Source organism: Pseudomonas sp. ADAK7, from assembly GCF_012935675.1.
Classification (GTDB): Bacteria; Pseudomonadota; Gammaproteobacteria; order Pseudomonadales; family Pseudomonadaceae; genus Aquipseudomonas.
This window is the reverse complement of sequence record NZ_CP052861.1, coordinates 6,095,571-6,108,199: the sequence shown is the minus strand read 5'-3', so window position 1 is coordinate 6,108,199 and position 12,629 is coordinate 6,095,571. Positions and strand designations below refer to the sequence as shown.

General features: G+C 61.6%; 10 protein-coding genes and 1 pseudogene. 9 read left to right on the top strand and 2 right to left on the bottom strand.

The window, feature by feature from the left end:
- Positions 1–101: 101 nt before the first annotated feature.
- Both HKK53_RS28005 and edd read right to left on the bottom strand, forming a co-directional pair.
- The gene (locus tag HKK53_RS28005; RefSeq protein ID WP_169373438.1) at positions 102–1,055 is read right to left on the bottom strand and encodes a glucokinase; all 954 of its coding nucleotides are present in this window, start codon (positions 1,053–1,055) and stop codon (positions 102–104) included.
- Positions 1,052–2,878 carry a phosphogluconate dehydratase gene (gene edd, locus HKK53_RS28000; RefSeq protein WP_169373437.1) on the bottom strand — a complete coding sequence of 609 codons (1,827 nt, stop codon included), beginning with the start codon at positions 2,876–2,878 and terminating at the stop codon, positions 1,052–1,054. Before edd ends, HKK53_RS28005 begins: the two co-directional genes overlap by 4 nt.
- 220 nt (positions 2,879–3,098) lie before the next feature.
- On the opposite strand from edd, the gene gap reads away from it, so the two are divergent.
- The 9 genes and pseudogenes from gap (at position 3,099) to HKK53_RS33095 (ending at position 12,502) form a co-directional block, all read left to right on the top strand.
- The gene (gap, locus tag HKK53_RS27995) at positions 3,099–4,100 is read left to right on the top strand and encodes a type I glyceraldehyde-3-phosphate dehydrogenase (protein WP_054044940.1); all 1,002 of its coding nucleotides are present in this window, start codon (positions 3,099–3,101) and stop codon (positions 4,098–4,100) included.
- Between the two features lie 17 nt (positions 4,101–4,117).
- Complete coding sequence (locus HKK53_RS27990; protein ID WP_169373436.1) at positions 4,118–4,582, top strand: methylglyoxal synthase; 465 nt, start codon at positions 4,118–4,120, stop codon at positions 4,580–4,582.
- 76 nt (positions 4,583–4,658) lie between these two features.
- The gene (locus tag HKK53_RS27985) at positions 4,659–5,177 is read left to right on the top strand and encodes an RNA polymerase sigma factor (RefSeq protein WP_169373435.1); all 519 of its coding nucleotides are present in this window, start codon (positions 4,659–4,661) and stop codon (positions 5,175–5,177) included.
- Between the two features lie 80 nt (positions 5,178–5,257).
- Positions 5,258–6,223 carry a FecR family protein gene (locus HKK53_RS27980; RefSeq protein WP_169373434.1) on the top strand — a complete coding sequence of 322 codons (966 nt, stop codon included), beginning with the start codon at positions 5,258–5,260 and terminating at the stop codon, positions 6,221–6,223.
- A 122-nt stretch (positions 6,224–6,345) separates the two neighbouring features.
- Positions 6,346–8,910, top strand: a complete 2,565-nt coding sequence (locus tag HKK53_RS27975; protein ID WP_169373433.1) for a TonB-dependent receptor — start codon at positions 6,346–6,348, stop codon at positions 8,908–8,910.
- 117 nt (positions 8,911–9,027) lie between these two features.
- Positions 9,028–9,630, top strand: a complete 603-nt coding sequence (locus HKK53_RS27970) for a biliverdin-producing heme oxygenase (protein ID WP_169373432.1) — start codon at positions 9,028–9,030, stop codon at positions 9,628–9,630.
- Between the two features lie 153 nt (positions 9,631–9,783).
- Positions 9,784–10,185: a YbaN family protein gene (locus HKK53_RS27965; RefSeq protein ID WP_169373431.1), complete on the top strand. Its 402-nt coding sequence runs from the start codon at positions 9,784–9,786 to the stop codon at positions 10,183–10,185.
- A gap of 178 nt (positions 10,186–10,363) precedes the next feature.
- Positions 10,364–11,644 (top strand): annotated as a pseudogene (locus HKK53_RS33100) (PDC sensor domain-containing protein); the annotation flags it as partial.
- Between the two features lie 102 nt (positions 11,645–11,746).
- Positions 11,747–12,502 (top strand): methyl-accepting chemotaxis protein, encoded by a 756-nt coding sequence (locus HKK53_RS33095; protein WP_427633023.1) that lies wholly within the window; start codon positions 11,747–11,749, stop codon positions 12,500–12,502.
- The last annotated feature ends 127 nt before the right edge of the window (positions 12,503–12,629 follow it).

The window sequence follows — 12,629 nt, the reverse complement described above, 5'->3', positions numbered from 1 at the left end:
TATGCCTGATCGTTCGATCGTTCCCACGTTCGGCGTGGGAATGCCTCAAGGGACGCGAAGCGTCACGGGCTGCATTCCCACGCAGAGCGTGGGAACGATCATTAGTGTGCCTGCTCGAGCGCCACACCCGCGCCCATCAGCCCGGAATACGGCGCCGTCACCAGCCACACCGGAATCCCCTTGAAGTAATCGCTCATGCATCCCTTGTCGGCGAAGCAGCGGGCGAAACCGCTTTCAACAAAGAAATCGGCAAACCGGGGAATTACGCCACCGACGATGTACACGCCGCCGCGCCCACCGGTGGTCAGCACGTTGTTGCCGGCCACGCGGCCGAGCCAGCAGCAGAACTGCTCCAGCACTTCCAGCGCGACCGGGTCACCGGCCAAACCTGCCGCCGTAATGGCTTCGGGGGTGTGGAACTGCGGTTCATGGCCATCCACCGCGCAGATCGCCCGATAGACCCGCGGCAAGCCGCTGCCACTCAACGCTGTTTCAGCGCTGACATGGCCGATCTCGTTGAAGATGTGTTGCCACAATTGGGTCTCGCGCGGACTGCTCAGCGGCAGATCAACGTGACCACCCTCCCCCGGCAACGCCGCAAAACGGCCTTCACCCAGATCAAGCAAGGTGCCGACGCCCAGGCCTGTACCGGGGCCGATCACTACCGCCGGGCGCAACGGCTCCGGCGTACCTGCGCAAACCACCCGAAACTCGTCCGGCTGCAAACGGGTCATGCCCAGGGCCATGGCCGAGAAGTCGTTGACCAGCATTAACTGATCCACCTGCAAGGTCTGGCAGAACGCCTTGCGGCTCAGGCGCCAGTGGTTGTTGGTGAACTTGAATTCATCGCCGCTCACGGGACCGGCCACCGACAGGCACACCGAACCGATGTCGCCCGGTTTCAAGCCCAAGCCAGTGAGGTAAACGCCAATGGCCTCCTCCGGGCTGGCGTGATCCGCTGTCGGCAGCACCTGGATCGACTCCAGTTGCTGGTTTTTCCACAACGCGAAACGTGCGTTGGTCCCACCGATGTCACCGACCAAAGCCAGTTTCAATTAAGCGTCTCCAGGGCAGAAGTGAAGGCGCTGGCGCCCTGCTCTGCGGAGCTGAAGGCCATGCGCATGAAACCAAACAGTTCGCGCCCGCTGCCGATGTTGTTACCCAACAAACCCTTGGCTGGCGTGCGCGCTGCGAATTCTTCGGCGTCCACCTTAAGCTCCAGGGTGCCTTTGACGCCATCGACGCGGATGATATCGCCCTCTTGCACCCGCGCCAAAGCGCCGCCCACAAATGCTTCGGGGCTGACGTGAATGGCCGCCGGGATTTTCCCCGATGCGCCGGACATGCGCCCGTCGGTCACCAGCGCGACTTTGAAGCCGCGATCCTGCAGCACGCCGAGGAACGGCGTCATTTTGTGCAGTTCCGGCATGCCGTTGGAGCGCGGGCCCTGGAAACGCATCACCGCGACAAAATCCTTCTCCAGCAAACCGGCCTTGAACGCATCGGCCAAATCCTGCTGATCCTGGAACACCATCGCGGGTGCTTCGACGATCTGGTTTTCCAGGGCCACGGCGGAGACTTTCATCACCCCGCGGCCGAGGTTGCCTTCCATCACCCGCAAGCCGCCCTCTTGCGAGAACGCACGAGCCACCGGACGCAGGATGGTTTCGTCGAGGCTTTCGATCGGGCCTTCGCGCCAGACCAGTTCGCCGTTATCGAGGAACGGTTCCACGGTGTAGCGGCTCAGGCCATGGCCGAGCACGGTGTTGACGTTTTCGTGGAGCAGCCCGGCTTCCAGCAGTTCGCGGATCAGGAACGACATGCCGCCCGCGGCCTGGAAGTGGTTGATGTCGGCTTTGCCGTTCGGGTAGACGTGGCTTAGGGTCGGCACGACTTCGGAGAGGTCGGCCATGTCTTGCCAGGTCAGTTGAATGCCCGCCGCCATGGCGATGGCCGGCATGTGCAAGGTGTGGTTGGTCGAGCCGCCAGTGGCGTGCAGCGCGACGATGGAGTTGACCAGCGAGCGCTCGTCGACGATTTCGCCGATCGGCATGAAGTCGCCGTTCTGCTTGGTCAGGCGCGTGACCTGATGCGCCGCTTCGCGGGTCAGGGCATCGCGCAACGGCGTGTTCGGGTTGACGAAAGAGGCACCCGGCAAGTGCAGACCCATGACTTCCATCAGCAACTGGTTGGTGTTGGCCGTGCCGTAGAAGGTGCAGGTGCCAGGGCTGTGGTAGGAATTCATTTCCGATTCCAACAGTTCTTCGCGGCTGGCCTTGCCTTCGGCATAGCGCTGGCGCACGTCGGCTTTCTGCTTGTTGGAAATGCCCGAAACCATCGGCCCGCCCGGGACGAAGATCGTCGGCAGATGACCGAAACGCAGCGCGCCCATCATCAGGCCCGGGACGATCTTGTCGCAGATGCCGAGCATCAGCGCGCCGTCGAACATGTTGTGGGACAGCGCCACGGCGGTGGACAACGCAATCACTTCACGGCTCGGCAGGCTCAGTTCCATGCCGGGCTCGCCCTGGGTCACGCCATCGCACATCGCAGGCGTGCCGCCAGCGAACTGGCCGACCGAGCCGATTTCGCGCAGGGCTTTTTTGATCTGTTCAGGAAAGACTTCGTACGGCTGGTGCGCCGAGAGCATGTCGTTATACGAAGAAACAATGGCGATGTTCGCGGAGTTCATCATCCGCAGGCTGTGCTTGTCTTCGGTGCCGCAACCGGCCACGCCGTGGGCGAAGTTGGCGCATTGCAGCTTGCCGCGCATCGGACCGTCGCTGGCGGCGCCGCGAATCAGCGCAAGGTAAGCCTCACGAGTAGCTCGGCTACGGGCGATAAGCCGTTCGGTGACCTCAAGGACGCGGGGATGCATGTGTAGAACTCCAGGCTAACGGATGTGGCGACCTGATTGTCTATGCTGATCAAGGGCCGTTGTCGATGGGGTGACGGGCGGCTTTCTTGATCGATCGGACCAGTTGATTCAGGTCACTCGTTGTAGATTGAACAAAATATTGCCATTAAAAAGGCTTGTTTTCTATTTTTATGCGAATAATCTTGTAATTCCAACAACAAATCGACGGCGGCCCTGTTAAATGACTCTTCGAATCGCAATCAATGGTTTTGGCCGTATCGGCCGTAATGTCCTGCGCGCACTGTATACCCAAGGCTACCGCCAGGATTTGCAGATCGTCGCCATCAATGACCTGGGTGACAGCTCGATCAACGCGCATCTGCTCAAGTACGACACCGTTCACGGCACTTTCGACGCCGATGTCCAGCACGATAACGAAAGCCTGACCGTCAACGGCGACCGCATTTCGGTCAGCGCGATTCGCAACCCGGCCGAACTGCCATGGGCCGCCGAGAAGATCGACGTCGTTTTCGAATGCACCGGTCTGTTCACCGACCGTGCCAAAGCCGCCGCGCATATTACGGCCGGCGCGCGCAAAGTGATCATCTCGGCCCCGGCCAAAGGCGCCGACGCCACCGTCGTTTATGGTGTTAACCACGACATTCTGCGCCAGTCGCACCAGATTATTTCCAACGCCTCGTGCACCACCAACTGCCTGGCCCCGGTGGCCCAGGTGCTGCACCGCGAGTTGGGGATCGAAAGCGGTTTGATGACCACGATCCACGCCTACACCAACGACCAGAACCTGACCGACGTCTACCACACCGACCCGTACCGCGCCCGTTCGGCCACCCAGAACATGATCCCGAGCAAGACCGGCGCCGCTGAAGCGGTGGGCCTGGTGCTGCCGGAACTGGCGGGCAAGCTGACCGGCATGGCGGTGCGTGTTCCGGTGATCAACGTGTCGCTGGTAGACCTCACCGTACAGCTCAAGCGCGAAGCGTCGGCTGATGAAGTGAATGCGCTGCTGAAAGAAGCCGCTCAACACTCGAAAATCCTTGGCTACAACACCCTGCCGCTGGTCTCCAGCGACTTCAACCACAACCCGCTGTCGTCGATCTTCGACGCCAACCACACCAAGTCCAGCGGCAAGCTGCTCAAGGTCCTGGCCTGGTACGACAACGAATGGGGCTTCTCCAACCGCATGCTCGATAACTGCCTGGCGCTGTGTAACGCCGAGTAACCGTGGAGCAGCAACCGATGATCGGTATCAGCTTCACGCAAAAGACCATGGCGGCGCGCAAGCGTATCGCCCTGGTTGCCCATGACCACTGCAAGGCGTTTTTGCTGGACTGGGCCGAGCGGCACAAAGACAAGCTGGCGCAACATGAACTGGTCGCCACCGGCACCACCGGGTTGTTGTTGCAACAACGCCTCGACCTTCCGGTGGAAAGCATGATCAGCGGCCCCTTGGGCGGCGACCAACAACTCGGCGCGCGCATCGCCGAGCAACGGGTCGACCTGCTGGTGTTCTTCTGGGACCCGTTCCAACCGCAACCCCACGACCCGGACATCAAGGCGTTGCTGCGGGTCGCGGCGGTCTGGAACATTCCGGTGGCCTGCAATGAATGCAGCGCCGATTACTTACTCAGCAGTCCGATGATGGATCAGGCGCATGAGCACCGGATCCCGGATTACGCGACCTATCTGCTGGGTCGCGCGTAACCTTCACAAATCAGCACTTGACCACTCGGGCGGATGATAAGCATTATCATTCGCTCGAAATGGATCAGGTCCTCCCGTGAGTCAATCGCGCTTCAATCACGTCTTCATCGCCCAGCGGGTTTCCCTGCTGCGCACGCTGGAGCGGATGGTCAACAATCACAGCACCGCCGAAGACCTGCTGCAGGAAACCTACCTGCGCGTGACCCGGGCGCTCAGTGAGCGGGCCATCGATCACCTCGAACCCTTCGTCTTCCAGACCGCCCGCAACCTGGCGCTGGACCATTTGCGCGCGCGGCGCATTCAGTCGCGGACCCTGCTCGATGACGTGCCGATGGAGGTAGTGGAAAGCATCGCCGCCCCCGCCAGCAGCGCCGAGGACGCCGCCCATGCCGAACAATTGCTGGAGCGTTTGAACGTGAGCCTCAGTGAACTCAGCAATCGCCAGCAACAGATCTTTATCCTCAGTCGCCTGCATGGGCACAGTTACCTGGAGATTTCCGAGAAACTCGGCGTGTCGCTGAGCACCGTGCAGAAGGAACTGAAGCTGATCATGGCGATCTGCATCGGTGTGGCGGAACGCTTAAACGGCGACTGAGCCCATAAGGCTTTGCTACCCTTGCGAACTTCAAGCTCCACTAAAAACCAGCCGTGCACAGACACAGCCGAGGAAACACCGTGACGGACACCCACCGCTCCTCTGCGCCCTCCCCGGCGCGGGCCCCCGCCAGCGCGATGGACCAGGCTTTGGACTGGTTGATCGTCATGGGCAGTCCGAGCGAAGAACAAACCCGCCAATTCCACGACTGGCTCTCCGCCGATCCATTGCATGCCGAAGCGTTCGCCAAGGCCCAGGCGATCTGGGACGGTCCGCTGGTCACGCAATGCGCGCAAAGCCTCGCCGCTGCACCGGCGAAAATCAGCGTGCTGTCGCGCCTGCGCCCGCACTGGAAACCCCTGGCCACCGCAGCGGTGTTGATCCTCGGGCTGTTCAGTTTCAGCAATCTGCCGATGCGCCTGCAGGCCGATCACCTGACCGTGGTCGGTGAACGCCAGCGTCTGCAACTGGAGGACGGCTCGAAAGTCCTGCTCAATACCAACTCGGCGTTTTCCAGCACCATCAACGATCAACAGCGCGTGGCCCGTTTGTATCAGGGCGAGGCGTTTTTCGAGGTGCCGGCCAATCGTGGTCAACCGTTGGAAATCGATGCCGGACCGGTCAAGGCCAGCGTGCGCGATACCGCGTTCGCCGTACGTTACCTCGACGGCGTGGCGCAGGTTCGGGTGCAACGTGGCGACGTGGATTTGCGTGCCACCCGAGACGATGCGCGGGTGCGCCTGACGGCCGGCGAAAGCATCCGCATCGGCCCCAACGGTTTCGACCGCCCGGCCAAACTCGATGCCGCCACCGACCTGGCCTGGGTCCAGGGGCGCCTGGTGTTTGAAAACTGCCCGCTGAGCCAGGTGCTGGCGGAACTGCGGCGCTACTATCCGGGCTGGATCATCAACAACAACGAGCAATTGGCCGACGTCGCCGTCACCGGCAATTACCGGCTCGACCAGCCGCTGGATGTGGTTCGTTCCCTCGCGCACATCACCTCGGCGCGCCTCCAGGAATTCCCGGCGCTCGTCATCTTGAACTAAATGAGAATTATTTTTACTCGATAGCTGAAGCTCGTTCGTCTCGTTATAGCCAATGCAATTGATTCGCATCTAAAGATGCCGATCTGCACCTATAAAGATTCGTGCGACACGGAGCGCTATCGATGTCCTCTCGCCATACCCGCCAGTCCTCTTCACCTTCCCGCGTGTTGTCGCTGCTGACCGCCGCCATCCTGATGGCCGGTGCCGCGCCGCTGATGGCGGCCACCGCTGCCGAGCAGCCAAGCCGCAACATGGGCGATTACTCGTTCGCCATTCCACAGCAGTCGCTGGTCTCGGCACTCAATGCCTTTACTACCGTGACCGGTTGGCAGGTCGGTTTGCCGGCCGAACTGGCTGAAGGCGTCTCTTCGCCGGGTGTGCGCGGGTCCTTGCCGCCGGAGAAAGCTCTGGATCGCCTGTTGGTGGGGACCAACCTCGGCTATCGCAAACTGGGCAATAACAACATCGTGCTGGAAAAACGCAGCAGCAGCGGCGCCCTCAACCTGCAACAGGTGACGATCAGCGCCACCCGCCAGGAACAGAGCATCGACAGCGTCCCGGCCACCGTCACCGTCCAGACCCGCGAAGAACTGGACCGCAACAACGTCAACAACATCAAGGATCTGGTGCGCTACGAGCCGGGGGTTTCCGTGGGTGGCGCCGGCCAGCGCGCCGGGCTCACCGGCTACAACATCCGCGGCATCGACGGCGACCGCGTCCTCACTCAAGTCGACGGCGTGCAAGTGCCCGACAGCTTCTTCAACGGCCCCTACGCCCAGACCAACCGCAATTACGTCGACCCGGAAATCGTCAAACGCGTCGAAATTCTCCGTGGCCCGGCGTCGGTGCTCTACGGCAGCAACGCCATCGGCGGCGCCGTCAGCTACTACACCCTCGACCCGGACGACATCATCAAGCCGGGCAAAGACGTTGGCGCGCGCCTGAAGACCGGCTACAGCTCGGCCGACGACAGCTGGCTGACATCCGGCACCGTTGCCGGCCGCACCGGCGATTTCGACGGCTTGCTGCACCTGAGCCAGCGCAATGGTCATGAAACCGAATCCTACGGCGAAACCGGCGGCACTGGCCTGAACCGCACCGAGGCCAACCCCGAGGACGTGCGCACCACCAACGTGCTGGCCAAGCTCGGCTGGAACTACGCCGACGACGCGCGCCTGGGCCTGACCTACGAGAAATACAAAGACGACCGCGACACCAATCAACTGAGCGCCGTCGGTGGTCCGTTCAACGCTGGACGCGGTTTTGGTTTCTACAAATCCCGCACCGGCAACGACACGGTCAGCCGTGAACGCTTCGGCCTGGAGCACAGCTTCGGTCTGGACAGCGTTTTGGCCGACAACATCAAGTGGTCGCTGAACTACCAGATCGCCAAGACCGACCAGAGCACTGAAGAAATCTACGCGCCATCGCGCACCGTGCTGCGTGAACGCAACACCAACTACAAGGATCGCCAATGGGTGTTCGATGCCCAGGCTGACAAATCCTTCGCCATCGCGGATACCGATCACACCGTTACTTACGGCACCACCATCAAACAGGACAAAGTCACCGGCCTGCGCACCGGCAGCGGCACCTGCCTGACCGTGGCCGGCGCCTGCCGGGTAATCGGTGCGCCCAGCGCCGCCGACACCCTGAAACCGGCCAGCGATTTCCCGGACCCGACCATCAACAGCTACAGCCTGTTCGCCCAGGATCAGATCAGCTGGGGCAACTGGACCTTCCTGCCGGGTGCGCGCTACGACTACACCCAGCTCAAGCCGCACATCACCGACGAGTTCCTGGCCACTGCGGACCAAAGCGGCAACGGCGTGGTCAGCGACAAGACCAAGACCTGGCATCGTCTGTCGCCGAAGTTCGGCACCACCTACAGCTTCAACGACAACTACACCTGGTACGGCCAGTACGCCGAAGGTTTCCGCACGCCGACCGCCAAGGCTCTTTATGGTCGCTTCGAAAACCTGGCCGGTGGTTATCAGGTCGCGCCGAATCCGGATCTGGAACCGGAAAAGAGCAAGAGCTATGAAACCGGCCTGCGCGGCCAATTCGAGGCCGGCAGTTTCGATGTGGCGGTGTTCTACAACAAATACCGCGACTTCATCGACGAGAATGCGATCACTCCCGGCTACAGCGAGACCACGTTCCAGAGCAACAACATCAAGCACGCCACCATCAAGGGCCTGGAGCTGAAAGGTCGCCTGAACCTCGACACCTTCGGCGCGCCGACCGGCCTCTACACCCAAGGCTCGGCGTCGTACCTGTATGGCCGCAACGATGACAGCGGCCAGCCGCTGAACAGCATCAACCCGCTGACCGGTGTCTTCGGCCTCGGTTACGACCAGGACAACTACGGCGCGCTGTTGAGCTGGACCCTGGTCAAGCGCAAGGACCGCGTCGACAGCACCAGCTTCAAGACCCCGGACGGCACCAGCACCCAGTTCAAGACCCCGGGTTATGGCGTGCTCGACCTGGCCGGTTTCTACAAGGTCACCGACGACGTGACGGTCAACGCCGGCCTGTACAACCTGACCGACAAGAAGTACTGGCAGTGGGATGACGTGCGCGGCTACGACAGCGTCGGCGAAGCCTCGGTCACGCAACCGGCCAACCTCGATCGCCTGACCCAGCCGGGTCGCAACTTCGCGATCAACCTGGTCTGGGATATCTGACCCTGAACACCTCACCGCGACGCATTTGTTAATGGGTTGCAGTGAGGTTTTTTTACGCTCAGGCGTCTTCTTGTTCGTCTCGTTACCAAGCGCCTCTTTTTTTCTCAAGGACTTCTCATGACCTCCCCGGACACCGCTCAACGCCCAGCCCTGCGTTCGCAACGTTTGAACCAGATTACCAACGAGCCGCACACCAAGCTCGACGCCCTGGTCAAGGCCCACGCGCCGTTCGAAACCCAGGCCAACTTCGCCCGTTTCGTGGTCGCGCAGTATTTGTTCCAGTCGGAACTGGTGTCGCTGTACAACGACGCTGAACTGACCACCATCGTTCCGGACCTGCCGGCGCGCTGCCGTGCTGACGCAGCCAAGGCTGACTTGGCGGATCTGGACACTGAAGTCCCTGCACCGGTGGCTGGCGCGGTGAAAAACCCGAGCAAAGCGGCGGCATTGGGTTGGTTGTTCGTCTCCGAAGGTTCGAAGCTCGGCGCGGCGTTTCTGATCAAGCGCGCCGTCGGTCTGGGTTTGAGCGACACCTTCGGAGCCCGTCATCTGGGTGAGCCGGCCGGTGGTCGCGCGGAAGGCTGGAAGAGCTTTGTCAAAACCCTGGACTCGCTGGAATTCAGCGCGCAGGAAGAAGCTGAAATCGAGCAAGCCGCGGTGGATGCGTTCAACCGCTTCACCGTACTGCTGGAACAGGCCTACACCCCGGAACTCGCCTGATCACACACCCCTTGTAGGAGCGAGCGGTGCGGCGATCCGACTTGCCCGCGAAGGCGGTGTGTCAGTCGACATCAATAGCGCCTGATACACCGCCTTCGCGGGCAAGTCGGATCGCCGCACCGCTCGCTCCTACAAGGTATAAATGTCGACCTTATGACCCGCAAACACCCTGCCGCCTCCAAACTCGCCCGCTTCCTGTTCGGCCTGCTGGCCTACGTCAGCCTGGGCATCGGCCTGATCGCGATTGTCGTGCCCGGTCTGCCGACCACCGAGTTCATCCTCCTCGCCGCCTGGGCCGCAACCAAGAGTTCGCCGCGTCTGAGCGCCTGGCTGGAAAACCACCGCCTGTTCGGGCCGATCCTGTGCAACTGGCGCAACGGCAAAATCATCGCCCGTCGGGCCAAGGTCAGCGCCACCGTCAGCATGCTGCTGTGCGCGGGGTTGATGCTGGTGATGCTGGAACATGGCTGGCCGATTTACCTGGCGATTGCGGGGATGAGCCTGGGCAATCTGTGGATCTGGTCGCGGCCGGAATCGATGCCGCAAATCTCCTGAATTCCAGCCCTTTTCAGGGCATTTCCCTGCGCAAACGGTCAACTGCTACCGCTCGTCGGCTAGCCATTCATGCAAGCCCGGCCCACGCCGATGTTCATTGAATGGCGCTGAATGGACTTGGCGAGCGGGAGCACTCCCGGCTCTTGGCCAACACCTCATCCATTTGCGAGCTCGCCCTATGTTCGACTCTCTGTCCATCCGCCTGAAAATCGTCCTCCTCTCTGGCCTGTGCCTGCTTGGCGTTGTTGCCTTGATCGTCGGTATGAACATCTACCAGACCAATCAGAATGACGAACTGGTCAATGCCTCCAGCAGCAAAATGCTCACCGCCAGTGTGCAAAACCTGCTGCAGGCCAAAGCCGCCGAGCAAGCCGTGCGGGTGCAGAAGACCTTCGGTGAAAGCCTGTTGGTGGTGACGGCCCTGGCCGATCAGATCAAGGACATGCGCAACATGGCCGCCAAGCGTTCGCTGGACGCCGGCGCCCTGCGCGAAGAGTTGAACCAGAGCCTGAAAACCGCCTTCGAGCGCAACAGCAAGGTGCTGGGGATCTGGCTGGCGTTCGAGCCCAACGGCCTGGACGGCAAGGACAGCGAGTTCGCCAATGACGCGGCGCGCCAGTCCAACGAATCCGGGCGTTTCGCCAGTTACTGGAGCCGCGCAGGCGGAGCCGGGCTGAACACGATCATGGTCGAAGACGACATGACCAAAACCACCCTGAGCCTCAGCGGCACCCCCTACAACAGCTGGTACACCTGCCCTCGCGACAACAAGCGCACGTGCTTGCTGGACCCGTACGCCGACACCGTCGGCGGCAAGGAAATGCTGATGACCACCATTTCCGTACCGCTGCTGGTGGACGGCAAGGCCATCGGCGTGGTCGGCGTGGACATCGCCCTCGATGCGCTGCAAGCGGCAGCGGTGGATTCCCAGCGCGACCTGTTCAACAGTGCCGGGCATATGCTGATTGTCTCCGGCAGCGGTGTGCTCGCCGGTTACAGCGTTGATGCCAGCAAAGTCGGTAAGAGCATCGGCGACACTCTGGGCGCCGACGGCAAGGAAGTCCTGCAATTGCTCGGCAGCGGCACGCCAAAGATTCTCGAACAAGGCGACCTGATCCGCGCGGTGTACCCGGTCAGCCCGATCAGCGATTCGAAAGCCTGGGGCGTGGTGATCGACCTGCCCAAATCCGTGCTGCTGGCCGACTCGGTGAAGCTGCAAGCGGTACTGGATGACGCGCAACAAAGCGGCACCATCAAGGCCTTGCTGGTGGCGATTGCGGCCGGCCTGGTCGGTCTGTTGCTAATCTGGCTCACCGCGTCCGGCGTGACCCGACCGATCAACAGCGTCGCCGACATGCTCAAGGCGATTGCCAGCGGCGACGGCGACCTGACCCAACGCCTGCACTACAGCAAGAAAGACGAACTCGGTGAACTGGTGAGCTGGTTCAACCGTTTCCTCGACAAACTGCAACCGACCATCGCCCAGATCAAACAAAGCATCACCGACGCCCGTGGCACCGCCGACCAATCTTCGGAAATCGCCCGCCAGACCAGCGAAGGCATGCAGGTGCAGTTCCGCGAAATCGACCAGGTCGCCACCGCGTCCAACGAAATGAGCGCGACCGCCCACGACGTCGCCAATAGCGCATCGAACGCGGCGAACGCCGCCAAGGGTGCCGACCAATCGGCCCGTGACGGCATGCAGATCATCGAGCGCAGCACCCGGGATATTAATTTGCTGGCTGATGAAGTCAGCAAAGCGGTGACCGAAGTCGAAGCCTTGGCGGTCAACAGCGAGCAGATCGGTTCGGTGCTGGAAGTGATCCGCAGCATCGCCGAACAGACCAACCTGCTGGCCCTCAACGCCGCGATTGAAGCGGCGCGCGCCGGGGAAAGTGGTCGTGGTTTTGCGGTGGTCGCCGATGAAGTACGCAACCTGGCCAAGCGCACCCAGGATTCGGTGGAAGAAATCCGCATCGTCATTGAACGCATCCAGACCGGCACCCGCGGCGTGGTCGCGACCATGCATTCGAGCCAGTCCCAGGCCCATAGCAACGCCGGGCAGATCCAGCAAGCCGTCCAGGCTCTGGGCAAGATCAGCGATGCGGTGACGGTGATCAGCGACATGAACCTGCAAATCGCCAGCGCCGCCGAACAGCAAAGCGCCGTGGCCGAAGAGGTCAACCGCAACGTCTCGGCGATTCGTACCGTCACCGAAACCCTGACCGGGCAAGCCACCGAATCAGCGCAGATCAGCAGCCAACTCAATGCACTGGCGACCCACCAGATGAAATTGATGGATCAGTTCCGCGTCTAAAGCTGCACCGTTGATCGTTCCCACGCTCCGCGTAATGCATCGATGGACGCTCTGCGTCCGCTTCTGGAACGCGGAGCGTCCCGGGCTGCATTCCCACGCAGAGCGTGGGAACGATCACTCAACGATC

Bases quoted from the DNA above. Each gene is read 5' to 3' on its own strand.
- edd (WP_169373437.1), bottom strand. From the start codon at position 2,878: ATGCATCCCCGCGTCCTTGAGGTCACCGAACGGCTTATCGCCCGTAGC.
- gap (WP_054044940.1), top strand. From the start codon at position 3,099: ATGACTCTTCGAATCGCAATCAATGGTTTTGGCCGTATCGGCCGTAAT.
- HKK53_RS27990 (WP_169373436.1), top strand. From the start codon at position 4,118: ATGATCGGTATCAGCTTCACGCAAAAGACCATGGCGGCGCGCAAGCGT.
- HKK53_RS27975 (WP_169373433.1), top strand. From the start codon at position 6,346: ATGTCCTCTCGCCATACCCGCCAGTCCTCTTCACCTTCCCGCGTGTTG.
- HKK53_RS27970 (WP_169373432.1), top strand. From the start codon at position 9,028: ATGACCTCCCCGGACACCGCTCAACGCCCAGCCCTGCGTTCGCAACGT.
- HKK53_RS27965 (WP_169373431.1), top strand. From the start codon at position 9,784: ATGACCCGCAAACACCCTGCCGCCTCCAAACTCGCCCGCTTCCTGTTC.
- HKK53_RS33095 (WP_427633023.1), top strand. From the start codon at position 11,747: ATGCAGGTGCAGTTCCGCGAAATCGACCAGGTCGCCACCGCGTCCAAC.